The organism is Jeotgalibacillus sp. 10bf12 (assembly GCF_055597105.1).
Map to the genome: position 1 here is coordinate 1,331,728 of NZ_CP200276.1, position 23,976 is coordinate 1,355,703.

Annotated in this window: 22 protein-coding genes; 17 read left to right on the forward strand and 5 right to left on the reverse strand. The window is 42.6% G+C overall.

The features are described from left to right. Positions 1–254 precede the first annotated feature (254 nt). Positions 255–1,634, forward strand: coding sequence for a Glu/Leu/Phe/Val family dehydrogenase (locus DH10bf12_RS06975; RefSeq protein WP_471737793.1), 1,380 nt, complete (start codon positions 255–257; stop codon positions 1,632–1,634). A 154-nt stretch (positions 1,635–1,788) separates the two neighbouring features. Here the strand turns inward: DH10bf12_RS06975 and DH10bf12_RS06980 are convergent, their stop codons facing one another. Continuing rightward, positions 1,789–3,054: a S8 family peptidase gene (locus tag DH10bf12_RS06980; protein ID WP_471737794.1), complete on the reverse strand. Its 1,266-nt coding sequence runs from the start codon at positions 3,052–3,054 to the stop codon at positions 1,789–1,791. Between the two features lie 386 nt (positions 3,055–3,440). On the opposite strand from DH10bf12_RS06980, the gene DH10bf12_RS06985 reads away from it, so the two are divergent. Then, on the forward strand, positions 3,441–3,956 hold the full coding sequence (locus DH10bf12_RS06985; RefSeq protein WP_471737795.1) for a DUF1648 domain-containing protein: 516 nt from the start codon (positions 3,441–3,443) through the stop codon (positions 3,954–3,956). 400 nt (positions 3,957–4,356) lie between these two features. Here the strand turns inward: DH10bf12_RS06985 and DH10bf12_RS06990 are convergent, their stop codons facing one another. Next, on the reverse strand, positions 4,357–4,791 hold the full coding sequence (locus DH10bf12_RS06990) for a peptidylprolyl isomerase (RefSeq protein WP_471737796.1): 435 nt from the start codon (positions 4,789–4,791) through the stop codon (positions 4,357–4,359). 139 nt (positions 4,792–4,930) lie between these two features. On the opposite strand from DH10bf12_RS06990, the gene DH10bf12_RS06995 reads away from it, so the two are divergent. The 7 genes from DH10bf12_RS06995 (at position 4,931) to DH10bf12_RS07025 (ending at position 12,562) form a co-directional block, all read left to right on the forward strand. Further along, on the forward strand, positions 4,931–5,854 hold the full coding sequence (locus tag DH10bf12_RS06995) for a proline dehydrogenase family protein (protein WP_471737797.1): 924 nt from the start codon (positions 4,931–4,933) through the stop codon (positions 5,852–5,854). Positions 5,855–5,909: 55 nt separating this feature from the next. After that, complete coding sequence (locus tag DH10bf12_RS07000; protein WP_471737798.1) at positions 5,910–6,458, forward strand: superoxide dismutase family protein; 549 nt, start codon at positions 5,910–5,912, stop codon at positions 6,456–6,458. Positions 6,459–6,823: 365 nt separating this feature from the next. Next, positions 6,824–7,810: a LacI family DNA-binding transcriptional regulator gene (locus tag DH10bf12_RS07005; RefSeq protein ID WP_471737799.1), complete on the forward strand. Its 987-nt coding sequence runs from the start codon at positions 6,824–6,826 to the stop codon at positions 7,808–7,810. Between the two features lie 152 nt (positions 7,811–7,962). After that, a complete protein-coding gene (locus DH10bf12_RS07010; RefSeq protein WP_471737800.1) occupies positions 7,963–9,396 on the forward strand; it encodes a PTS transporter subunit EIIC in 1,434 nt (477 codons plus the stop codon). A gap of 13 nt (positions 9,397–9,409) precedes the next feature. Beyond that, positions 9,410–10,876 (forward strand): glycoside hydrolase family 32 protein, encoded by a 1,467-nt coding sequence (locus tag DH10bf12_RS07015; protein ID WP_471737801.1) that lies wholly within the window; start codon positions 9,410–9,412, stop codon positions 10,874–10,876. Positions 10,877–11,111: 235 nt separating this feature from the next. After that, a complete protein-coding gene (locus tag DH10bf12_RS07020; RefSeq protein ID WP_471737802.1) occupies positions 11,112–11,558 on the forward strand; it encodes a DUF4385 domain-containing protein in 447 nt (148 codons plus the stop codon). Positions 11,559–11,680: 122 nt separating this feature from the next. After that, positions 11,681–12,562, forward strand: a complete 882-nt coding sequence (locus tag DH10bf12_RS07025) for an EAL domain-containing protein (protein ID WP_471737803.1) — start codon at positions 11,681–11,683, stop codon at positions 12,560–12,562. Between the two features lie 47 nt (positions 12,563–12,609). Here the strand turns inward: DH10bf12_RS07025 and DH10bf12_RS07030 are convergent, their stop codons facing one another. Continuing rightward, positions 12,610–12,954, reverse strand: a complete 345-nt coding sequence (locus DH10bf12_RS07030; protein WP_471737804.1) for a DUF3307 domain-containing protein — start codon at positions 12,952–12,954, stop codon at positions 12,610–12,612. A 105-nt stretch (positions 12,955–13,059) separates the two neighbouring features. On the opposite strand from DH10bf12_RS07030, the gene DH10bf12_RS07035 reads away from it, so the two are divergent. From DH10bf12_RS07035 to DH10bf12_RS07065, 7 genes are all read left to right on the forward strand, one after another. Beyond that, positions 13,060–14,193, forward strand: coding sequence for an HD domain-containing phosphohydrolase (locus DH10bf12_RS07035; protein WP_471737805.1), 1,134 nt, complete (start codon positions 13,060–13,062; stop codon positions 14,191–14,193). A gap of 11 nt (positions 14,194–14,204) precedes the next feature. Beyond that, positions 14,205–16,058 (forward strand): adenylate/guanylate cyclase domain-containing protein, encoded by a 1,854-nt coding sequence (locus tag DH10bf12_RS07040; protein WP_471737806.1) that lies wholly within the window; start codon positions 14,205–14,207, stop codon positions 16,056–16,058. Further along, a complete protein-coding gene (locus DH10bf12_RS07045; RefSeq protein WP_471737807.1) occupies positions 16,055–16,423 on the forward strand; it encodes a response regulator transcription factor in 369 nt (122 codons plus the stop codon). Before DH10bf12_RS07040 ends, DH10bf12_RS07045 begins: the two co-directional genes overlap by 4 nt. Before the next feature lie 4 nt (positions 16,424–16,427). Further along, positions 16,428–19,187: an ATP-binding protein gene (locus DH10bf12_RS07050; protein WP_471737808.1), complete on the forward strand. Its 2,760-nt coding sequence runs from the start codon at positions 16,428–16,430 to the stop codon at positions 19,185–19,187. Positions 19,188–19,310: 123 nt separating this feature from the next. Further along, complete coding sequence (locus DH10bf12_RS07055) at positions 19,311–20,273, forward strand: acetamidase/formamidase family protein (RefSeq protein ID WP_471737809.1); 963 nt, start codon at positions 19,311–19,313, stop codon at positions 20,271–20,273. Positions 20,274–20,300: 27 nt separating this feature from the next. Further along, positions 20,301–21,107: a GNAT family N-acetyltransferase gene (locus tag DH10bf12_RS07060; RefSeq protein ID WP_471737810.1), complete on the forward strand. Its 807-nt coding sequence runs from the start codon at positions 20,301–20,303 to the stop codon at positions 21,105–21,107. Next, positions 21,108–22,064 carry a Gfo/Idh/MocA family protein gene (locus tag DH10bf12_RS07065; protein WP_471737811.1) on the forward strand — a complete coding sequence of 319 codons (957 nt, stop codon included), beginning with the start codon at positions 21,108–21,110 and terminating at the stop codon, positions 22,062–22,064. A gap of 18 nt (positions 22,065–22,082) precedes the next feature. Here DH10bf12_RS07065 and DH10bf12_RS07070 read toward each other — a convergent pair whose 3' ends face one another. Beyond that, the gene (locus DH10bf12_RS07070; protein ID WP_471738204.1) at positions 22,083–22,955 is read right to left on the reverse strand and encodes an EamA family transporter; all 873 of its coding nucleotides are present in this window, start codon (positions 22,953–22,955) and stop codon (positions 22,083–22,085) included. Between the two features lie 69 nt (positions 22,956–23,024). Here DH10bf12_RS07070 and DH10bf12_RS07075 point away from each other — a divergent pair, with 69 nt between their 5' ends. After that, positions 23,025–23,564, forward strand: a complete 540-nt coding sequence (locus DH10bf12_RS07075; protein ID WP_471737812.1) for a GNAT family N-acetyltransferase — start codon at positions 23,025–23,027, stop codon at positions 23,562–23,564. Between the two features lie 8 nt (positions 23,565–23,572). Here the strand turns inward: DH10bf12_RS07075 and DH10bf12_RS07080 are convergent, their stop codons facing one another. Further along, a complete protein-coding gene (locus DH10bf12_RS07080) occupies positions 23,573–23,947 on the reverse strand; it encodes a hypothetical protein (RefSeq protein ID WP_471737813.1) in 375 nt (124 codons plus the stop codon). Between the last annotated feature and the right edge of the window lie 29 nt (positions 23,948–23,976).

Below are 23,976 nucleotides of genomic sequence, written 5' to 3' on the forward strand. Positions count from 1 at the left end.
GGAAACGTGCTAGCCCCTGCCGTCTGAAGTTGGCCAAAAAGAAAAGCGTAAGGTGCTTGATCAGCTCCGACAGGCATAAGACGCGTAGCGGAGAACGGGTGATTTTCCGGATTACCGCTACGTGGCTTATGATCCGAGGAGCTAGCGCCTGAAGCTGGCCAATATCAACCGCTTCTCTTTCACATCCCTTTACATCACCAGGCTAATTACGGTACCGTCATAATAGAGTCATAACATTTCAAGGGGGAATGGATATGCAATACCAGACAAGAGCAATCGTACAGGAATCACTGGATGCACTAATGGATGACAAGATGTTTTTACCTGATCTTCAAAATGGACCAAGAAAGAAAGCGTTCTCATCTCTCGGAGCAGTTTTATCTACTCCAAATAAAATACATAAATCTTTTCTCAGAATCGTATTAGAAAAGGGTGAGATTGTCCGTATTCCGGCCTTCAGAGTTCAGCATAATAATGCGATGGGACCCTACAAGGGTGGTATCAGGTTCCATGAATCAGTGAATGAAGAAGAAGTAATCAACCTTGCTTTTCTGATGACATTAAAAAATTCACTTCACGATGTTCCATTCGGTGGAGGCAAAGGTGGAGTGGTTGTAAATCCTCGTGAATACACCCCTAAGGAACTGAACCTGATTTCCAAAAAATATGTGCAGTATTTTGCCGATGTGATCGGTCCGGATAAAGATATTCCGGCACCTGATATGGGAAGCGGCGAGCGTGAAATGGACTGGATGATGGGTGAATATAAAAATATAAAACCAGGTCAGCCATATAGAGGGAGCTTTACCGGCAAGAGCGTCATTAACGGTGGATCCCTTGGCAGGCGTGAAGCCACAGGTAAAGGGGTTTACTTTACGTTCCGCTACATGATGTCTGATTTTATAAAAAAACAGCAGTCATGGCTTGAAAAAACCGGAAGTCCTTATGCAAAAACGGCGTTAGACCTTTATGGGAAACCTTTAAAAATAGCAGTACAGGGTTTCGGTAATGTAGGTTCCGTTACTGCACTTGAGGCTTATCAGTGCCAGCAACTGCAAAATAAAGTGATTGCAGTAAGCGACCGGAACTGCACGCTCTATAATGAAGACGGGCTGGATATTCCGACGCTTGTTTCCTATACTGCTTCCAATCAGAATGACCTTCCTCATACAGAAGAGCAGCTGATCGACAGCGGTGTAAAGGCAGAAATTCTTCACCGGGACGATGTATTAACAATGGATATTGACGTACTGATGCTAGCAGCGCTTGAGGAACAGATCCATAACGGGAATAAGGATAAAATAAACGCAAAAGTGATCGTAGAAGGTGCAAATGCCCCAGTGACAGCTGAAGCGGATGATTATCTAAATAAAAATGGGGTCATTATCATTCCGGATATTCTCGCGAATGCCGGCGGTGTCATCGTATCTTATTTTGAATGGCTTCAGGGAAGGGAGACACAATTTTATTCAGAAGAGCAGATCTACAAAAAGCTTTACGATAAAATGCAGGGAACGATGGAAACGATTCTTCCTAAGTATTTTGGAGATCCGCATTCACTGCGTGAGAACTGCTATATTCATTCAGTTATGAAGCTTTCAACAATTCTTTATAAGCAGGGTAAACTATTTTAATCATAAAAAAAGGGCTGTCCCGGGAAGCAATTCTGCTTCTCCCGGACAGCCTTTAAAGTATGTGTAAAGGGGGTAAAATAGAGTTCCTATGCTGAATTTGGCAAACGCGAGGGGCAACCCGCTACATGCCTGACCTGACTAGTGTACAGGTCAATTAGTTTACTTTTGCAAAACCGAATCCTGAAGCGTAGTCATCGCCGTAAGCAGCGCCGAATCCGCCAAGAATATCATTAGCTTTTGCACGGTTTTGAAGAACAGTGCGCAGCTGTGTATGAGAGTAACCAGGGTTAGCAGCCCACACCTTTGCAGCAAGACCTGCTACGTGCGGTGTTGCCATTGATGTACCACTGATTGTGTTGTAACCGCCACCAGGCCATGTTGAATAGATTGAAGCTCCTGGAGATGAAATTTCAACGTCGCCCTGCTGGATCACATAGTCACCATCAGTTGCAGCGTATCCGCGAGATGAGAAGTCTGCTACGCGGTATGTACCGTTTTGCTGACGATTTTCAAGAGCAGCTACTGCAATTGCGTTTGTCAGTGCCCCAGGATATCCGATAGAGCCCTGGTTTGGACCTGAGTTACCAGCAGCGGCAACAACAAGTACACCTTTGCTGTAAGCGTAATTCACTGCATTGGTAATCAGTGAGTCCTGACCTGCAGAACCAAGAGACATGTTAATGACTGTCTTTGTTCTAGTAGTTGAAGCCTGATCAGCTGCGTGACGAATCGCTGCTGCGATATCATCTGAATAACCTGATCCGTTATCACCTAATACTTTATAAGCCCAAAGGTCAGAATCTGGTGCGACACCGTAAATTCCTGCACCATCACTACCGCCATCTGCAAGAGCAGAACCGGCTACGTGTGTACCATGACCATTTGCATCATTACAAGCGCCATTTACAAGCGGTGTTGACTGCGTGAAGTCTTTACATTGTTCTACCGTATTTACAAGATCATAGTGACTTGTGAATACGCCAGTATCAAGAACTGCGATATTTACACCTGCACCACCTGATGTTGTAGTCTGGTTAGGATTATTGTAGATCGCTTTGATTCCCCATGGTGTTTGCTGTGTTGGATATTCCCCAGCCATTGTTTCGTATTCGCTTGCACGGACATCCGTTTCAAGCTGAACTTCCTGAACTTTTGTTACCTTAATATTTTTATTCTTCTGGAGTGCGTTGAACTGCTTTTCGTTCATTTCAGTAGAAAAGCCGTTTTCACTTAATTCCCAGCGTGGTTCATACTGATTTTTCAGAGATTGTTTAGCGCTCTTTGCAGAAGCACCAGTTGTTTCAACATATACTCTGAATGTTTCCTGACCACGTTCCTGATCAGGTGCAGCACCTGCAATTGAAGGAACTGACAAGCTTGCTGCTAATAATAGACTCATAAGCATACTTCTTTTCTTCATTCTCCCGACTCCTTTTTTCTTAATATTTTGTGAACAATTTCATCCTATCAGAGTAATCCGGGTTTGTTTATCGGGAAAATTTTCTCGCATTCTCATACATTGAAAGAATATTTAAAATAGATTCAATAACCAAATTGCATAATTTTTATGTAATTTAAACCATTATTTAAAAAATCTAATGTCTATATAGAACAGAATTTACATAAAATAACCTTTGTTTTTTGGGAAAATGTCGAAAAAAGAGGTGAAATTGATGAATAATCATTCATAAAAATATCGAGAATCGAAGGATTTGAGTTTGAAATCTGTCATTTTGAAGTAATTGGGAACGTTCTGTAAGCATCATCGTATAATAGAGTAAGAGGGTTAAAGGAGGAGGGGTCAACTTGTTTCACACTAACAGGCCTGTGGTGGAGATCGCAAAGCCGCTTTGGGCAAAAGCTTTCAGTCTCATTTCATTGATTTTATTAGTTGCGGCTTCTATCTATCTGGTTTTATCCTGGAATGACCTGTCTGATGTAATACCGATCCATTTTAATGCTGCGGGTGAAGCAGATGGGTTTGGCGGTAAATGGAGTGCAATCATGCTGCCGGTGATCGGTTTTTTCATGTGGGGTGGCATGACTGCGCTTGAAAGGGTTCCTCACACATATAACTACCTGGGTAAGATCACAGAAGAGAATGCAGAAAAGCAATATTTGAATGGTGTGCTGATGATGAATGTCATAAAGAATCTCTGCGTGTTATTATTTGCTTATATTACATATGAACTGACATTGATCGGCACCGGAGGAAATGCAAATCTGACAACAGGTGTGATGCCTGTTTTCATGACGCTGATGTTCGGTTCAATGGGATGGTTTGTTTACAGGTCGATTAAGTTATCCAGCTTCAGGCGCTAGCTGCTCGAGTCATAAGTCACTGAACGATAAAGGGAAAGATCACCCTTTTTCGTTCCGCGCCTTATGCTTGTCGCAGCTGAGCAAGCGCCTTACGCTTTTACTTTATCCAGCTTCAGGCGCTAGCTGCTCGAGTCATAAGTCACTGAACGATAAAGGGAAAGATCACCCTTTTTCGTTCCGCGCCTTATGCTTGTCGCAGCTGAGCAAGCGCCTTACGCTTTTACTTAAGGAGGGGATCATTTGTTATTCAGCTTTTTTGGTGGTAGTTATGTACCTGACTGGTTTTATATCGTCGCAGGTGTTTTAATGATTTTCTTCATGATATTAGTTTATTGGTGGACAGATACAGATTAAAAAACCGCTTCAGGGAACTCTCCCGGAAGCGGTTTTATTTGATCAATTAGCCGTTTACACGGATTTCATTAATGCCAGCGCCCTGTTCCATGCCTTGTGCATGCTCAAGACCTTCAGTTACTTTACCAAACACTGTGTGCACGCCATCTAAGTGAGGCTGTGACTCATGTACGACGAAGAACTGGCTGCCACCAGTATCTTTACCAGCGTGCGCCATTGATAGTGAACCTGGCTGGTGACGGTGCGGATTGCCTTCTGTTTCACATTTGATTGTGTAACCAGGACCGCCAGTACCGTTTTTATTCGGGCATCCGCCCTGACTTACGAAACCGGGAATCACGCGGTGGAAGTTAAGACCATCGTAAAAGCCTTCATTTGCAAGCTTTTCAAAGTTTTCAACTGTGCCCGGTGCTTCTTCCGGATAAAGTTCAAAAGTTAGTTTATGTCCATTCGTTAAATCAATATAACCTGTCTTTGCCATAGTTAAGCACTCCTTTATTGTTTAGTCCAATCACTATTTTATCACGCAGCGCTTTCAAAGGAAAATTTCACACCTGATAGTTTTTATAGAAAAAATTAGGGAATTAATAAAGGACTTACTGATTAAAGGAGGTTTTCTCATGATCATTGCATCTGCATTGAATCAATTTTTTACAACACTTGCATACAATCAGCTATTCATAGATATTGCTAGAAAAGTCGGGATGGACCTCGGCGGCTCACATTTTGTAGGCGGTGAAAAGACCGCTGACATGGTCAAACAGGTCAAAAAACTTAACAGTAACGGAATTGGTGCGACGATTGACTGTCTTGGTGAATTCGTAAAGACGGAAGAAGATACAGTGAAATATGTGGACAACTGCTTTAAGGCCATTCATGCGATCAGAGATGAGCAGCTGAATGCACAGATTTCACTGAAGCTTTTCAGTGTAGGGCTTGAAGTGAGTAAAGACACAGCAATTCAGAATATGAATGAAATTTTAACAGAGGCAAAAAAATATGATGTGTTTGTCACGATTAATATGGAAGAATACAAAAACTGTGAAGACATTATCTCTGTTTTTGAAACGCTGAAGGAAACACACGATAACATTGGTATTGCGCTCCAGGCAAACCTTTTCAGAACAGAAACGGATGTTGAAAGACTGGACCGCTTCTCACCGGCCATCCGTTTTGTCAAAGGCGCTTATATCGAATCACGCGATGTGGATATTAATAATAAATCACATGTGGATGAAAACTATAAGAAGCTGGTTAAAAAGCATCTGCTCAAAGGAAGCTATACGCAGGTGGCAACGCATGATAACGATATGATTGATTTCGTGAAGGGTCTCGTAAAAGAGTATGATATTCCGAAAGATCAATTTGAATTCCAGATGCTACAGGGCATGAGGGAAGAAAAGCAAAAAGAGATTGCTGAAGATGGATGGAACGTGGTTGTGTATGTGCCATATGGAAAAGACTGGTACACGTACTTTATGAAGCGACTGGCGGAACGTCCGGCTAATATTGGCTTTACATTAATGTCGATGGCAAGAAGATAGTTTAATTATGGTGAAATTGGGACAGCCTATCATTAAGAATAGGAGGTCCTTTTTTATGAAAATTTATACGATTGGTCTGATTATCAGTCTCTTTGCAGCTGCACTCGGCGGATGTCAAATGCTTCAGGAAAGCACAGTCCCTGCCACTGCAGTGCCGGCAATTGAAACAAGCATGACGAACAGTGAAGGGGAACAGATCGGAACTGCGTTGCTGAAAGAAAATGAAGACGGCGTACTCATTCAGATATCTGTCAAAGGGCTTGAACCGGGAGAAAAAGCAGTGCATATTCACGAAACCGGGAAGTGTACGCTGCCTGACTTCGAATCTGCAGGCGGCCACTTCAATCCTGAAGGAAAGCAGCATGGGTTTGAAAATCCAAAAGGCTATCATGCCGGTGATCTGCCCAATCTGATGGTTAACGAGGATGGAAGCATTGATCTGGAGTTAACGGTGAAGGAACTGACGCTAGAAAAGGATCAGGAATTTTCATTGCTTGATGAAGATGGCAGTGCGATTGTGATTCATGAAGGGCCAGATGATTATCAGACGGATCCTGCCGGAAATTCAGGGGCAAGGATTGCATGCGGAGAGATTAATGGGTAACAGCGTAAATGGAAGATGGCACTTTGTGTCGTCTTTTTTTGGTTGATTAGGATTTCCTGGATAGATTTTGAGCTGAGACCGCGCGTTCGAATACGTGTAAAGGTGCAGCGATTAATCCGATTGCTGATCAATTCATTCGTAAAGGTAATGTGAAAAAACCAGGGTTATTCCATGGTGATAGAATAGATCTAAAAGGTCATAAAATGAAGGCGGGAGGTGTCGGAATGATACGTAAAGATGATTTAATCACTAAAGCCGACCGCTCCAGTATGCCAGAAAGACACCCCGGCTGATTACACTCCCTCTTACCTAAACCATCATTTTCCGTTATGCTTAATTCAAAGAAATGATACGGAGAGAATGCTATGAAAATCACGATTAATGAAATTGCAAAAGAGGCAGGCGTTGCAAAAAGCACGGTTTCCCGTTATTTGAACGGTGGCCGGATCAGTCAGAAAACGAGCGATAAAATCAAACGTATTATAGAGGAACATAACTATGAGCCGAATTCATTTGCCAGAAGTCTGAAATCCAAAAAAACCGGATTTGTAGGAGTAGTCGCACCGGCATTGGATTCATTTGTTACGTCTAAAATTCTGATCAGGATGGATGAGGAGCTGCGGGACCTTGGGTATACAACGTTGATCAGTAATACAAGCCACAGCATTGAAAGAGAAATTGAAAGTCTGCAGAACCTTCAGCGTCAAAAGGTAGACGGAATGATCCTGTTTGCAACTGAGCTGACATCTGCACATTTTGAGCTGATCGAAACGCTGACTGTACCCCTTCTTATTATCGGTCAGGAAACAGACCGTACACACTGCATTGTTTTTGATGATTATCTGGCGGGTTATAAAATGGGTGAGTATATTGCTACAGCCGGACATAAAAACATCTCATATATTGGCGTAGATGAAATGGATATTGCTGTCGGTCAGCGCAGAAGAAAAGGAATTGAAAATGGCTGCACGGAACACGGTGCAGCGCAAATCCAGTTCTTTAAAAGCGGCTTTGATTTTGACAGTGCCATGATTGCAACGGAAAAATGTCTGCAGCATTCACAGGCGTCTGCCATTATTTGCGCGACAGACACAATTGCTTTAGGTGCAATGAGAGTCGTCAGGGAAAAAGGGTATCGCATTCCTGAAGATGTATCAATCAGCGGATTCGGTGGATATACAGTATCGAAAATGATCCACCCATCTCTTGTGACCGTGGAATTTGATTACCAGGAAACCGGCCGTATTGCAGCTGCAACGATTGCTAAGCTTATGCAGTCAGAGGAAGTCGATCAGCTTCAAAGACCGCATTTTACAATTCGTGACGGGGAAAGTGTAAAAGGTAAAAAATAGCGCTTACAAAAAGTCTTGCATTTTTAGATATTCTGTTTTAAAATCAATTTGTAGAACCGGTTCCACAACAATCGGTTCTTATAAAAAGACTGAAAATGGAACCGGTTCCATATATATTACATAAAACCGGCTCTGTCGAAAGGAGAAACTTCATGAGTGGAAAACTTCAGAAATATGAACCAACCGTTAAAGAAGTCATTCGTCTCATAGGCGGCAAAGAAAATATCCAGGGAGCTGCACACTGTGCGACGCGACTGCGGATTGTTACAGATGATCAGGACAAAATTTCAATCAAAGATATAGAACAGCTTGAATTTGTTAAAGGTGCATTCATTGCCGGAGACCAGCTTCAGATTATTTTTGGGGCAGGCACAGTAAATGATGTCTATAAAGTATTCCAGCAGCAGGCTGGAATGGATGATATGTCACTCAGCGATGTGAAAGGCACATCAGCTAAAAAGCAAAATGCCTTTCAGCGCGGAATTAAAGCGTTATCAGATGTATTTGTGCAGATTATTCCCGGGCTGCTGGCAGCTGCGTTATTAATGGGAATTACAGGGCTGCTCAGCCAGCCGGGTGTGTTTGGTGAACAGTCTGTCGTTGACATGTATCCTTCAATTACTGGACTCAACAGATTTATTCAGGTGATGTCGACGGGTATCTTTACGATTCTGCCGTTACTCGTTGTATGGTCTGCTACAAAAAGATTCGGGGGTAACCCGGTTTTAGGACTTGTAATTGGAGCAATCATGCTTCACCCTGACCTTGGAAATGCCTTTGATGTGGCAAGTGGTGCTGTTGATGCCGAAATGATCAACATTTTAGGGTTAGATATAGAACTTGTTGGATTCCAGGGTGGAATTATTGTTGCCCTGCTGATGGGACTTGTCGTAGCAAAGCTTGATAACTTTTTCACTCGTGTCGTTCCGGATATGATTAAGTTATTTCTTGTACCGTTTTTAACCGTTACACTAGCAGGTTTACTATTGTTTATTATTGTTGGACCGATTGGCCGTTTACTCGCAGAAGGATTAACATCAAGTCTGCTTTGGGGAACTGAAAACCTTGGTGTTGTAGGATTTGTTGTCTTTGCAGGTATTCAGCAGGTTGTCGTGATTACTGGTCTTCACCACGTCATTGGCGCAGTTGAAGCACAGCTGATCGCAGATACCGGCTTGAACTTTATTATGCCACTGATGTCTGTTGCACTTATGGGACAGGGTGGTGCAGTGCTTGGTTACCTTTACCTGCGCTGGCACGATAAGAAAGCACGTCAGATTGGTATTTCATCATTTGGATCGATTTTATTCGGAATTTCAGAACCCGCACTGTTCGGGATTAACGTACGCTATAAATTCCCGCTGATTGCAGGTTGTCTGGCGAGTGCCATTGCAGGTGCCTATGTATTCTTCCTGAATATTAACGCACTTGGATTCGGTGCAACGGCAGTACCGGGGATTGCCATCATTTCAACGACTGGTGGCGGACATCTTCATTATGTAATTGCCAATGTAGCAGCACTCGCATTAGGTGCAGTATTTACAGCTGCTTATGGAAAGGTGAAAAACCCAAGCTTTGATGTTTAAGAGGAGGACCAGTATGACCCGCTATTTTGAACCGAAATACAGAACAATTTTAGAGGCGGAAGATGGAGAGCTTGAAGCGTTAAAAGCGCAATCAGCTCACGATGAATGGAAACCGTCCTTTCACATTCACCCTCAATATGGATTATTAAATGATCCAAATGGACTTGCCTGGTTTAAAGGGGAATATCACGTATTTTATCAGTGGTATCCTTACGGGGCGTATCATGGGATGAAGCACTGGGCGCACGTTTCTTCTAAAGACCTTGCCCATTTCAAAAGGCATGACACTGCCATTACACCTGTTGAGGATTATGAGTCTCACGGCGCTTATTCCGGCGCCTCTCTGCAGGTCGGGGATGAGCTGTATTTATATTACACAGGTAACGTGAAGTATGATGCAGAAGCGAGAGATGCTCATCAGTGTCTGGCGATTATGAATGAGAGCGGTGAAATCCGCAAGTATGAGCACAACCCGTTAATTGAGAGTGTGCCTGATGGTTATACAGGTCATGTGAGAGACCCTAAAGTATTTGAAAAAGATGGACAGTATTACATGCTGCTGGGTGCACAGCGGGTGGATCAGACCGGCGCGATTATTACCTATCGTTCCCCTGATGCACTGAGCTGGACGTTCATTGGAGAGCTTTCGGTGGACATTGATCTTGAAGGTTATATGTGGGAATGCCCGGATTATTTCGAGATCGATGGCAAAGACTTTTTGATCTTTTCACCTCAAGGCATTGAGCCTGAAGGGGAGAACTATCATAATGTGTTCAACACAATCTATGTGGCAGGCACGCTGCACCTGGAAAGCTTATCATTTGAAGTGGATGAGTATCATGAGCTTGATAAGGGATTTGACTTCTATGCGCCTCAAAGCTTTGATGCAGATGGCAAGCGTCTGTTATATGGCTGGGCAGGTGTAGGAGAAGTTGAATTTCCAACTGATGAAAATAAATGGGCGCACTGTCTGACATTACCGCGTCAACTGTTGCGAAAAGGCAACCGTCTGCTGCAGAAGCCGGCTGCGTCGCTGGAGCTTTTAAAAGGCTCGCCTGTTGCTGAAGGAAAGATGTCACAAGGTTCAGCTGACATTGCACTTGGCAGCGTAAAAGCCTGGAGAGCAAAGTTTGAAGTGAAGCAGGCAGCGGACTTAAAGCTTGAATTGTTCAGCTCTGAGAATGAAGCATTTACTGTCACTTATGATCAAAGTTCCAAAAAGATGGTCACTGACCGTTCCGGAATGGCACATGTGACAGAACCACAGTACGGGACAACGAGAGAAGTAACGCTGACAGAAAGCCTGTTTCATCTCGATATCATTGTGGACCATAGTATTGCTGAGATCTTTATCAACAATGGAGAAGCTGCTTTTACATGCAGAGTGTTCCCATTATCGGAGGATAAACAGCTGAAAGTGATATCAGATACAGACACTGCTTATGAAGTATATGAAATGAATCGCGGCATCGACCAATAAGTGTAAGGCGGAAAATCCAATCGGGTTTTCCGTCTTTTTTATCGGATCAGGAGGCACGCTGAATATGGAGAGAGCAATCGCGTGTCATTTATCTGTATTCAGACGTAAGACCACAGAAACCGCCCGCTAATATTTTACACGTCAGGAAGCGCTGTTCAGGTGCTTCTTTTTCTTATGTGAATTTCCGTTATCAGACGCGTCAGTCGGGTATGGTGTACAAAGGAGGCTGGTAAACATGGCGTTTGATTATGACCTGGATTTTGACAACATTAACTTTAGGAAGAAGCCTGAATTATACAGAGTAGGCAGGGGTGAGCAGGGCGTTCTCCTTGTAGAACCATATAAAGGTGAGATTCTGCCTCACTGGCGCTTCAAAACACCTGACATTGCTAAGGAATCCTCTGAAAAAATATATGGAATGTACTTAGAATATAAAGAAAAAGATGACTTTGTCGGAATGGATATGGCCCGTAAATTTCTGCAGATGGGCTATACCCGTGCAAGACGGTATGCGAATTATAAGGGTGGGAAAAAGTATAACAAAAGCGGTGATATCAATGATCGGGACATTGATGATGAGAAAGCCGAATCCGCTTCGATTTTTGAAAAAAAGTGGATTCAGGTGCGGGAAGATAAAGAATACCTGGCAATGAAGAAAGAACACCAGAAGAAATATGGCTGATTGGATTATAGTGAATAAAGTACTATTTAATATTGTTTAAAAATTCAGACAAAATAGTATAAAATATTTAAATCATGCGTTATAATGAATGTAATAAACCGGTAATTAAAGGAGTGCTTGCATTGACTGTAGCAAATTTCACACCCCGAACTCTATCAGCTAAGACATCTAAAAAAATGCCTTATTCACAGGATCGTGGAACATATGTGAATTCATCTGCATCAATTCATTCCATAAAAAAAGCATTCAGTGATGAAGTCAAACGGGCAATAAGGGCCAATGAATTTAAGTTGTACTATCAGCCTCAGATTGATATTAACACCGGTGAAATAGTTGGAGCTGAAGCGTTGATCAGATGGGAGCATCCGGAAAGGGGAATGTTACTTCCGGAAAGCTTTATCCCGCAGGCAGAATATAGCGGACAAATCATAGACATTGAACGCTGGACGCTCAGTCGTCTGTTCAGACAACAGTCAGAATGGCAGGAGCAGGGAAGAAAACTTAAAAATATTGCACTGAATATTTCAGGGAACCATTTTTTGCAGGGTTCTCTGGTCACTGAAACGGCTCACTTATTGCATAGCTATCAGATAGATCCGGGTTGTATCACAATGGAACTGACAGAAAGGATCACCACAGACCTTGAAGTGTGGGTATCCCAGGTGAGTATGCTTCAGGACATGGGCGTAAAGATATCAATTGATGATTTTGGTTCAGGGTTTAATACAATTGCTCATTTATTAGATGTTGAAGTGGATTTTTTAAAGATTGATCAATCTTTTATGGAGAAAATGGTTCAGGACAATAGAGCATATAAGGTTGTTCAATCGCTTGTGAATATGGCAGATATACTTGGAGCCATTCCGATTGCTGAAGGGATTGAATCGGGTGAAACTCTTAATCTCTATAAGCAGACAGGCGGAAGGATAGTCCAGGGGCACCATTACAGTGCAGCGCTGCCGGCAGATGTATTTTTGTCCAAATATCTGACATACGAAAAATAACGTTTCTGCCACCGAAGCAGAAACGTTATTTTTATTCAACTGCCACATTATATATATAAAGCAATTCCCAATACAATCAGATGAAATATCTGGTCTACTACAATAGTCAGCCACTTCTGCTCACTTGCAGGTGGTTTCATTACATTCTGTACCCACCATTGCACGATATATTGCTTATCAATGACCACGTGCGTAACAAAGATAAATAAAATAGCAAACAGGGAAAGGCCGCCGAATGCAAAGAATGCAATACATGAAACCGTTAAGGTGTAGATAAAACAGTGAGTAAGCAAAGCTGTCCACCTATCTTTTTTATAAGCAGCCATCCAACTCGTTTGAAATAAATAGTCTCCGATCAAATGTGAGAGAAATAAAAATGAAAATGGTGTCATCTTTCACCTCTTGTAGTTCTTTAGTTCTATTCTTTAATTTGATATAATTAATATATCATATATTACTAAGGGATTATGAAAAATCATTTAAAGGGGACAGTAGGTATGGAAAAATATGCTGGGTCATCAGTTGACATCCCTGCAGAAGAACTATTGAAAATTATTTTTGACTTTGCTTCTAAGCTTGCCCATGAAAATGATCTGAACAAGCTTCATTTATTGATGGCAGAGATGGGGCGAAGCCTGACACTGGCTGATCGCTGTACATTATGGATTGCAGATACGGCAGAACAGAAATTGTGGACAAAAATCGCTCATGGAATCGATAAAGTTCAAATCCCAATTGACTCCGGCCTGGTAGGGGCTGCGTACCATTCTGGGGAAGCGATTTTAATTGATGATGCATACAACGACAGCCGTTTTAATCCGGAGGTCGATCAGAAGACGGGCTACCGGACTAAATCGATATTATGTATACCAATCCGTAACGATGAGCAAGAGGTTGTCGGTGTATATCAGGCCGTCAACAAACAGACCTCCCCATCACGTTTTACTGAAAAGGATGTCACCTACTTATCCCTTGCCGCCACCTATACCGGTCAATCAATGGAAAAAGCAATTCTTTATTCTGAACTGATCGAATCCCAAAAAGAAATGATTCTCACAATGGGGAATATCGGTGAAAGCCGATCCCGTGAAACCGGGCAGCATGTAAAAAGAGTAGCTGCATATTCATACCTGATCGCGAAGGGCTGCGGTCTATCTGAAGAAGAAGCACGTCTGATTGAACTTGCAAGTCCCATGCATGATATAGGAAAAGTTGCTGTCCCTGATGCTATTCTAAATAAACCTGGAAAATTAACCGATATAGAGTTTAATAAGATGAAAGAACATGCTGAAATTGGCTACAGTATTTTTCGTAAATCAAAGAGGAGAATTCTGCAGGCTGCAGCACTGATTGCAAGAGATCATCATGAAAAGTGGGATGGATCCGGTTACCCTGCAGGCCGCAGCGGAACAGATATTCATCTTTACGGCAGAATTGTTGCAATTGCTGATGTGTTTGATGCTTTAGGTTCAGAAAGACCTTATAAAGCTGCATGGCCGCTTGAAAAAATCCTGGAGCTTTTCCGCTATGAAAAAGGAAAGCATTTTGACCCTGTTCTGGTAGATGTGTTTTTTGAGAATCTGACTGCAATCAACGGAATAAGACATGATTACGCTGATGAAACTGGCTGAGGGGATGTTATATGAGAGAGCAACGCTACGTGTTTAAAAGGGAATATCCAATTCCAAAACAGAAGGCATGGGAACTTTTATCCGATACTGAACATCTGAACCGTGTATCAGGTTTATTTCCCGTGGAATTTTCAGATCCTGCCTTTGAAGGTCAGAAAATGTTTCGCTATGCCCGTGCAAAAGCACTTGGAATTGTTCCGCTGAAATGGAGAGAATACCCATTCGAATGGGTGAAAGAAGAAGTCTATTCAGTGGAACGCCGTTATGAAAGCGGACCAATTAAATTACTGCTATGGGAAATCAGCCTGAAAGATTCCACACTCCGGCTTCCTGACGGACAGCATGGTACAGAGATGACAGGGACGGCAATATTTATACCTGCAAACCTTCTCGGCTTCGCAGCGATTCCGACATTTGGTCTTAAGTCAATCAAAGAGATTATGAATTATCTGGATAAGTACATTAAAGCTAACCGTCATAAAAGCAGTGAAACACTGCCTGTAAAATCAGTTCCTGAGGTTGATCATAGACACCTGGAAAAACTGTCAGAAAAAATATCACGATTAAATCCAGATCCCGATCAGTTGAGCCGCCTGTGCCATCATCTTGAATCAGCCGGAGATGATGAAGTTCTTCATATGAAGCCTTATGTGCTTGCTGACAGATGGCGGTTTCCACGAAAAGATATACTCACCTTGTTTTTACATGCAGTGAAAGAAGGGATGCTGGTGCAGGAGTGGCATCTGATGTGTCCGAATTGCCGAGTGTCAAAGACAACGTCGTCTTCCATGCGGGGAATAAAAGACCAGGTTCACTGTGATCTTTGCGGTATCAATTATGAAATGAGCTTTGATCAATATATTCAAATGCAGTTTTCTGTACACCCTTCAGTCCGTCATGCATCTGACCAGACATTTTGCCTGACTGGACCTGCAAGATCTGAACACATTCTTGCACAAAAAAGAATTCCCCCAGGTGAGGAGTTGAAACTGACATACCCACCTTCTGAAGGGCGTACGAGAATAAGGCTGTTAAAGCACAATGCAGTCATGGAACAGAACGAATCCGGCACAAGTCAAACCTACAGTTTTGATGGACAGCAATGGAACAGCCCTATAGCTGCTGCAAGCCCATCTGGTGGTGAATTGTCCATTGCGAATAGGTCGCCAGAGGAAATAGTTGTTGTATATGAACTGACAGATTGGAGTAACCAGGCTGTTACGGCTGCAGAAATTACTTCACTTCAATTATACAGGGACCTGTTTTCATCAGAAGTACTTGCACCGGATCAGCAGATTGGTGTGCAGTCTATGACTGTGCTTTTCAGTGATCTGAAATCTTCAACTGCCCTTTATGAAAAGCAGGGTGATGCGTCAGCTTATTTTCAGGTAAGTGAGCATTTCAGATATTTGAAAAAACACATTCAGACTCATGATGGCACTATAGTGAAAACAATTGGTGATGCAGTAATGGCTGTTTTTTTCAGAGAAGAAGATGCTTTATTAGCAGCGTTCTGTATACAGGAAGGGCTAAGTGCATTCAACAGAGAGAAGAATCTACAGTTCACAATCAAACTCGGTTTGAATACAGGTCCAGTCATCGCAGTAAACGCAAATGATCTGCTTGATTATTTTGGCAGAACGGTTAACCTGGCAGCCAGAATTCAACAAAAAAGTAATGGTCATGATCTTGTCATGCTTCATGAAGATTTTATGAAGATTAAAGATCAGGTACAAGGATTTTCCTATCAGGAAGAGCGTGAGTCTGCAGAACTTGCAGGTACAGTAAATCTGCACCAGCTTGTCAGGCTGACCGGAATCAGTAAACAACAAATTTATCAATCCGAAGGAGGTAATATCAGTTGAATAAATTATTAATAGCAGATGACGAAGAAATTCTGAGAATGCTGATTGAAGATACACTAGAAGACCTGGAGATTGATATTGAAACAGCCGTTGATGGAAATGATGCTTTTCGAAAGCTGAACAGCGGTGAATATCATGTTGTGATTCTGGACTATATGATGCCTGGTCTTTCGGGGCGTGAGGTGCTTGAGCAGTTAAGTCCGGCAATCAAAAATGATTTGAAGATACTAATGCTCACAGCTAAAACCCAAAAAGAAGATCAGGAAGTCTTGAAGGCTGCAGGTGCTGAATTTTTTATGGCGAAGCCTTTCAGCCCTGTAGAGCTGTATGACTTTATAGAAAATTTGCTGAAGTCGGATGGTTGATCTGATGAACACAATGCGAAAAAAATACCTGCTGCTTTCAGCTACAGTCATTGGAGTCATTGCCATCATCTATGTTTCACTTTTCATCATTAACGAAAATCAGCAGCAAACACTCATTGAAAGTCAGAGTGAAAGCTTTGAAAAGCAAGTCGCAGCTTCTGAACTGTCAGATGCATTAAACAATGTGTTTTTCCGAGCCAGAGGGGTTTATGCATTTCAGGCTGAATTAGAGTATCAATGGCTGGAAGAGGCTTTACAGGATTATGATGGTGCTTATGAACGTTTTACGCAATTAGATCTTTCAGATGAAGAAAGACAACTCGCAGATGATCTTGGAACCTTCATGGAATTATATGAAAATGAGCTTTTACCTACAGCACTGGGTTTTGCAGAATCAGGAGACTATGAAGGGTTACAGGAATATTCCAGTACAGGTATTAACACAACAGTTAATGAGTTTTTGACATTTACTAAAAATATTGAACAGGAATCTGAAGCAGTCAGGGATGAAGCTTTCAGGAATTCAGTAGATGAAATATCACGCTCATTGACAATCTCAAGTATGATGACGTTTATCCTGATGGGCGTATTAATGCTGTTTTTGTGGCGTTTAATTGATTCGATTCTAAAACCGATAGAAAAACTTCATGTAGCAGCCGTAGACATTCAGCGTGGCATGACACCTCATATAGAGCAATCAAGCCGTAAAGACGAGATCGGAACCTTAACTTCCAGCTTTATTAGCATGACGAGTTATTTACAAAAAAATGAAGAAGAACTTCAGGCGCAAAATGAGGAACTGATGGCTCAACAGGAAGCCATGTACGATCAGCAGGAGCAGCTTGCGGCAACATTGATGGAGACAGAGGTGACGAAAAATCGCCTCGAACTATTTAATGATCTGAACCGTGTTTTATCAACAACTGCGAACCGCTATAAATTCTTAGATGAAATGGTTCAGTACATGGATCATCTATATAACTTTGATAAAATTATGCTTTATATGGCTGATAAATCAGCTTATTCTGCACTGAATGTGTCAACAGATAAAATAAATGAAATCCTGAATTTGCATATTCATTCTGATGAAAGAGGAATCAGAGTGAGTAAGAGACTTGCCAGACCGGAAGAGGATAGTCTGGATGTAAGAGCAAGCTATGTATATGATTTAACTGCAGAAATTATCAGCGGTTCAGGAGATACGATTGGTGTTTTTAAAGCAACCCGCTATGGAAGACCATTTGATGAACGTGAGTGCGAAGAGATCGAGGGATTAATCCAGCGTATGTCAATTGCATTTGAAAGACTCTTAGCATTCGATGAGATTAAATTCTCCAAAGAATTGACTCAGGATATGCTTGATAATATGACTGAAGGCATACAGTTAATTGATCAGAATAAATGTATGGTTCAGCATAATCAGGCATTATGCAAATTACTTGGTGTAGAAGACGCTGTACCGGATAAAGTTGAATGTAAAGATTGGCTTTCAAGAATCGGAGAAAGGGTTAATGAAGAAGGTCAATTGACGGCATTTTTTGAAGAGGCGATCAAAGCCTCATTTGAAGGAACCCGTTCAATCAGGTACACCTTAAATACAAACAATGATTTGTTGAAGGTTTTTGATGTTTACGGAATGTCTGTGTATAGAAATAACCAATGGACAGGCACTGTGTTTGTCCACCGTGATATCACAAAAGATTATGAAGTTGATAAAATGAAATCTGAGCTCGTCAGTACTGTCAGTCATGAGCTTAGAACACCTCTTTCAAGCGTACTTGGATTCGCAGAGCTTCTATTAACGAAGGAAATGAAGCCAGAGAAACAGAAAAAATATATTCAGACGATTCATAAAGAAGCAAAAAGATTAACCAATCTGATTAATGATTTCCTTGATTTGCAGCGAATGGAATCAGGTAGACAGGAATATCATATGCAGGAAGTTAAATTAAACGAATTAATCATGGAAGTGATTGAAAACATCAGCATTCCCAACTCTCATGCAGTCATTTTAAGAGATGAGATGGAGAATAATATTATTAGAGGTGACCGGGAAAGGCTGACTCAGGTCATGACTAACCTGCTGAACAATGCAGTTAAATTTTCACCGGATGGCGGCGATATTACAATCAGCCTGAAAAATCAAGATGGCAAAGCAATTGTGACCGTCAGAGATCAGGGGATCGGCATTCCTCAAAATGAAGTCGGAAGTTTATTTCAAAAGTTTAAGCGGATTGACAATGGTGAAAGCCGTAAAATTGGTGGTACAGGTCTCGGGCTTGCGATTTGTAAAGAGATCGTCGATAAACACGGGGGGATGATCTCAGTCGAAAGTGAACTGGCTAACGGGTCTGCATTTAAATTTGAATTGCCGCTTTTAAGAGAAAATGAGAGCACAGCTGTGATTGGAGACCATAAAATTATGGTGTTGGAGGATGATCAGAGTCTGGCGCTGCTCATTGCAGACGAACTGAAATCTAATGGCTTCTCCGTGGTACATCATTATCATCCTGAGCGGGCGGTTGAAGAATTAACTCATCAATCATTCTCAGGTATGGTTGTTGACATTATGCTCGGAGATAAGCTGAGTGGATGGGATGTCATTGAACGTGTCCGTCAGCATGAAGGGAATACAGAGTTGCCAATTGTTGTATCGTCTGCATTAGACGAAGACATTGAAAAGGTGCGTAAATATGACGTGAGTGCATATTTAACGAAGCCTTATCCTCCTGAAAAGCTGTCCGGTATCTTTAAACGGCTATAAAAAATAAAAATGTCCCTGCGGAAGCATTCAGCAGGGACATTTTTTATGAATATTCTATATACTTTTTTCAATTCCTGACTGTTTGACGTACAATGAAAGAAACGGACAGCTGGAGGGGATTTCATGGCAACGCATTACATAGAAGCATCAGACAGCGTACTTCACGGTTCGTTCAGCCCGGAACATAAGCCGGTCCTGACGATTGAAAACGGAGACAGTGTAACACTAAACACAATTGGACTTGAATGGGAACTGAAAAATAAAGATGGGAGTTCAGTGAAATTCCGCTCACGGACAAAAGAAAAAAAGCCGGGTCATCCGCTTGTCGGACCAATTTACATAAACGGCGCTCAGCCTGGCATGATGATTGCAGTCAGAATTAATAAAATTGTACCCGGATGGTATGGGTGGAATGTTGGAGGCGGAACTGAATCCTGGCAAAATGAACAGGCAGAGATCTCACTTGAAGAGAAGGTGCTTTTACATTGGGAATTGGACGCTGAAGCAATGACCGGCAAAACAACGATCGGCTCAAGAGAATTTCAGGTGCCCCTTTCTCCATTTATGGGCGTAATGGCAACTGCCCCTGCTGAAAAAGGGCTTCATTCTACAATACCGCCACGCTATTGCGGTGGTAATATTGACTGCAAAGAGCTTGTTGAAGGAAGTACAATTTATTTGCCGGTTACTGTAGAAGGTGCGCTATTTTCAACAGGAGACGGGCATGCAGCACAGGGGGACGGTGAAATTTCAGGCACAGCGATTGAATGTCCAATGGATGAAGTAAGTCTGACATTCACGCTATTTGAAAATCAGACACTAACCGGACCGCGTGCAGACACACCGTCGGGATGGCTGACATTCGGTTTTGATGAAGACTTAAATAAAGCTGCCGGCATCGCACTGAAAGAAATGGTGGACCTGATGCAGGAACGCTTTCAGCTAAGCAGGGAAGAGGCGATTGCGCTTGGCAGTACAGTCGTTGATTTACGGATTACTCAGGTTGTTAACCAGGTGAAGGGTGTCCATGCAGTGCTGCCACATGGTGTATTAGATGTGAAAACAAGTGATCACGCAATTAAATAACGGTTTTTGAGAAAAAGGGGAATGACGATGCAGATCAGGCAAATGGGAGAAAATGAATTTGAATTCTTTTTGGACATGCTGTATGAGTCGATTTATATTCTGTCAGATAAACCTTCACAAGAGGCACTGTTATCTTCAGACGACATGAAAAAATATCACGAGAATTGGGGAAGACCAGGGGATGAAGTGCTGGTCGCAGAGGAAGACGGCGAGTTGCTTGGTGCAGTCTGGTACCGTCAGTTCACTCAAGAAAATCCGGGCTACGGTTTTGTGAGTGCTGAAGTACCTGAGATTGGGATGGCGGTTAAAGCATCTGCAAGAGGGAAAGGGATTGGCAGAAAGCTGCTTGAAGAAGTGATTGCACATGCGATGGCACAGGGGTATGAGGCTTTGTCACTCAGTGTAGACCCGTTTAATCATGCGGCTTACAAGCTTTATAGAAACGTTGGTTTTTATAAAACAGGCACATCCGGTACATCTGTCACGATGCAGGTTCCTTTAACAGTAGCGGATCAGAAAGTCAGAGGGCTGACCACTGCAGCCGCAATGAATCATAATATGTCAGAAGGACAGAAGCAGTCAAGAAAAAATAAGCTGCTTATTGGTGTTGTCAGCCTGTTCTCCGGGATTTTACTGCTTGCTGCTTCCTGGATTACTTCAGCGATTTATGCTTCAGGTGTTACTGAGTGGTATACAAGCTACGGAAGGTTTTATACAGCTATGCTCGAAACAAGTATCATCCCGCTTATACTGAGTCTGATCCTTTTATTATTTGGAATTGTGATGATCGCCGGTGAACGGGAAATCTGGCAGGCAGAGAAAGGGGAATATTAAATGATAAAAGTAGCAATGTTAAGCCGCTGGCACGTTCATGCGGATGATTACATAAAAGAAGCACTGCAGCATCCTGGTATAGAAGTGACAGCTATTTGGGATGAAGATCGTAAAAGAGGCGAAGTCTGGGCAAGTGAACAGGGCATTCCGTTTGTTGCGGAACTGGAAGACGTATTAGGTGATCAGGAGATTCATGGTGTCATTGTAGACACCCCGACTACGATGCATAAAGAGATCATTGAAAAAGCAGCGGCACATGGAAAACACATTTTTTCAGAAAAAGTGCTTGGTCTGACAGAACGGGAATGTGAAGAGATTTTTCGTGCAGTTGACGGGGCGGGTGTTCACCTGATGCTATCTCTGCCAAGACTTTCAGCAGATTATTATCTTTTTGGCCAGCAGCTCGCTGACGAAGGAAAGCTTGGAAGAATCTCATCAGTCAGATGCCGCGTTGCACATGATGGAGCTGTACCGAAAGATGGTGGACAGGGCTGGCTGCCGTCTCATTTCTTAAAGCGGGAAGGAACGGCCGGCGGTTCACTCATTGACCTCGGCGCTCATCCGATTTATCTTGCGAACCGCATGTGCGGAGAGCCAGTTGAAGTGAAAGCAATGTTTCAACACGTATATGGTCATGAAGTGGATGATCAGTCAGCGGTGTTAGTGAAATATGAAAGCGGCCAGATGGCGGTACTTGAAACGGGATTTGTGACAAGTGGATTATTCCAGCTGGAGATACATGGCTCAGAAGGTGTTTATCTGGTAGAGGATAAAGCAGCACGGTATAAAAATCTTGAGACAGGCGGTCATTGGAAAGATGCAGTGTTACCTGAAGGACTGCCGAGTGCTATGGAACAGTGGGTGAATCAGATAGAAAAAGGTCAGGCGCCATTTATCACAAGACAGGATATGCGCAGGCTGACAAAAGTAAATGAACTTGCCTATCAGCAGAATTAATCAAAACAGAAGCAAGGTTTACGACATCCTTGCTTCTGTTTTGCGTTTGAACGATAGGATGACAATGGACATCATTAACAGTAAAACGCCTGTCCATGATAGCGATGACAGCGTTTCTCCGACAAGCATGACACCCAAAAGAGCTGCTGTCATTGGTTCTGCGAGAGACAGCGTTACTGCAGTGGATGATTTAATCCCTGTCAGTCCTCTTGCAAACAGCAGGTAAGCGACTGCTGTTGCAATGATTCCAATATAAAGACCTGTTCCAATACCTGCCGGCGTTGCAATCCAGCTCAGGTCAAAGAATAGGAGGGCTGGTGCAAGAATGCTTGCAGCAAGCGTGAACACAACTGCAGTAACAGTGTCAGGCGGGTGAGTATTCAGCAGTTCTTTGCTGACGATTGTGTAAGTCGCAAATGCGGTTCCTGCACCGAGTGCAAGCAGCATACCAATCGGATCAACCGTAATCGCATCAGGATTTGCAAATAATAAAACACATCCTGTAATGGCAGTTATTGTAGCAATCCACCACTTCCGGTCAGGAATTCTTTTATATAAAACCCATTCCAGCAATCCGGCAATCACTGGTGCAGAGCCGATTGCAGTCACAGTTCCGACTGCGACACCAGTCATCAGCACCGCGGAGAAGAAGAAGGGCTGATAAAAAGCCATGCACAATGCAGCAGCAATTAATGGCTGCAGCGGCCAGCCGGACAAAGAAAAATTTTTCTGCAGGAATGAAAATAATAGCAGTGCCGCGCCCCCAATACATAACCTGAAAGCGCCAAAGGCAACGGGATGCGTACCTTCAGGCGCAAACGACTGTGCTGTCCCGGTCGTTCCCCAGAGAACAGCAGCCAGTAGTACTAATAAAATAGAAGCAGATCGCATGTAACTCACCCGGATTTCCTTTTCTTCTCAGTATACGGGACATTGAGCCGATCTGTAAGAGGTGATGACATGAAAATTGAGATGGAAAGAATCACATTAAGACCACTTGAAAAAGAAGATTTTGCAGAGTATAAAAAGCAGATCAGCAGCAGGAAGCCTGCTCAGCATCAATACGATGAGGGCTATATAGATCTGACAGGCTTTACAGCTGATCAATATGAAGAAAAAATTGACCGCTTTAATAAATGGGCAGGAGACGATCATATTTACGTTTTTGCGGTTGTAAGAAAAGAAGACCAGGCGCTATTAGGTCATGTAGATATGCTGATTTTGCAGCGTGATGATACACAGTGGGCGTCAGGCGGTTACGCATTGCATAACCAGTTTTGGGGACAGGGTTATGGAGTTGAGAGTCTCAGAGGACTGATCCGCATGGCTTTTGAAAAGCTGAACCTGCACAGGCTTGAAGCGCAGATTAATCTGGATAACACAGCATCAGTTAAGACAGCTAAAAGAGCAGGAATGGAATATGAATGCACGCGAAAAAAGTTTATTCATGAGAACGGTGAATGGACGGATCATTTGATTTACGTCATCTATGCAAATTAAAAAAGCGCCTACGCGGCGCTTTTTTCTCTGTCTTTTTTATTTTTTCGTGTTCTTTTAATATCAAGCCAGATCCCAAGGGCAATTGCAATCCACAAAAATGGCTGGTCAATGCTGAGCGGGGTATCGGTTTCTCCGCCGATCAGCTGCAAGAAGACAACCAGCACTGAAAAGTAGATCGTGACCGGCAGACCGACCAGTTCATCACGCTTTGAAGCTTTTGGATCAAAGGTTACAATAGATACGGCTAAAAAGATAAAGAATAAAATAAACAGCAGTCCCGTTGTAAAAAACGGGGTAACATCCGGAAAGAAAAATCGCACAAATACCATTGTAAGTGCAGCAAGTGCGAGAATTGAGCTCATTCGGTTCATCCATAATTTCATCGTTCATCCTCCTAGCATTTCTGTATTTA

What these genes read in the sequence shown, in the direction of transcription:
- DH10bf12_RS07000 (WP_471737798.1), top strand. Translation starts at nt 5,910, where the DNA reads ATGAAAATTTATACGATTGGTCTGATTATCAGTCTCTTTGCAGCTGCA.
- DH10bf12_RS07015 (WP_471737801.1), top strand. Translation starts at nt 9,410, where the DNA reads ATGACCCGCTATTTTGAACCGAAATACAGAACAATTTTAGAGGCGGAA.
- DH10bf12_RS07055 (WP_471737809.1), top strand. Translation starts at nt 19,311, where the DNA reads ATGGCAACGCATTACATAGAAGCATCAGACAGCGTACTTCACGGTTCG.
- DH10bf12_RS07075 (WP_471737812.1), top strand. Translation starts at nt 23,025, where the DNA reads ATGAAAATTGAGATGGAAAGAATCACATTAAGACCACTTGAAAAAGAA.
- DH10bf12_RS07065 (WP_471737811.1), top strand. Translation starts at nt 21,108, where the DNA reads ATGATAAAAGTAGCAATGTTAAGCCGCTGGCACGTTCATGCGGATGAT.
- DH10bf12_RS07020 (WP_471737802.1), top strand. Translation starts at nt 11,112, where the DNA reads ATGGCGTTTGATTATGACCTGGATTTTGACAACATTAACTTTAGGAAG.
- DH10bf12_RS07005 (WP_471737799.1), top strand. Translation starts at nt 6,824, where the DNA reads ATGAAAATCACGATTAATGAAATTGCAAAAGAGGCAGGCGTTGCAAAA.
- DH10bf12_RS07030 (WP_471737804.1), bottom strand. Translation starts at nt 12,954, where the DNA reads ATGACACCATTTTCATTTTTATTTCTCTCACATTTGATCGGAGACTAT.
- DH10bf12_RS06975 (WP_471737793.1), top strand. Translation starts at nt 255, where the DNA reads ATGCAATACCAGACAAGAGCAATCGTACAGGAATCACTGGATGCACTA.
- DH10bf12_RS07070 (WP_471738204.1), bottom strand. Translation starts at nt 22,955, where the DNA reads ATGCGATCTGCTTCTATTTTATTAGTACTACTGGCTGCTGTTCTCTGG.
- DH10bf12_RS06990 (WP_471737796.1), bottom strand. Translation starts at nt 4,791, where the DNA reads ATGGCAAAGACAGGTTATATTGATTTAACGAATGGACATAAACTAACT.
- DH10bf12_RS07010 (WP_471737800.1), top strand. Translation starts at nt 7,963, where the DNA reads ATGAGTGGAAAACTTCAGAAATATGAACCAACCGTTAAAGAAGTCATT.
- DH10bf12_RS07050 (WP_471737808.1), top strand. Translation starts at nt 16,428, where the DNA reads ATGAACACAATGCGAAAAAAATACCTGCTGCTTTCAGCTACAGTCATT.
- DH10bf12_RS06995 (WP_471737797.1), top strand. Translation starts at nt 4,931, where the DNA reads ATGATCATTGCATCTGCATTGAATCAATTTTTTACAACACTTGCATAC.
- DH10bf12_RS06980 (WP_471737794.1), bottom strand. Translation starts at nt 3,054, where the DNA reads ATGAAGAAAAGAAGTATGCTTATGAGTCTATTATTAGCAGCAAGCTTG.
- DH10bf12_RS07040 (WP_471737806.1), top strand. Translation starts at nt 14,205, where the DNA reads ATGAGAGAGCAACGCTACGTGTTTAAAAGGGAATATCCAATTCCAAAA.
- DH10bf12_RS07060 (WP_471737810.1), top strand. Translation starts at nt 20,301, where the DNA reads ATGCAGATCAGGCAAATGGGAGAAAATGAATTTGAATTCTTTTTGGAC.
- DH10bf12_RS07035 (WP_471737805.1), top strand. Translation starts at nt 13,060, where the DNA reads ATGGAAAAATATGCTGGGTCATCAGTTGACATCCCTGCAGAAGAACTA.
- DH10bf12_RS07080 (WP_471737813.1), bottom strand. Translation starts at nt 23,947, where the DNA reads ATGAAATTATGGATGAACCGAATGAGCTCAATTCTCGCACTTGCTGCA.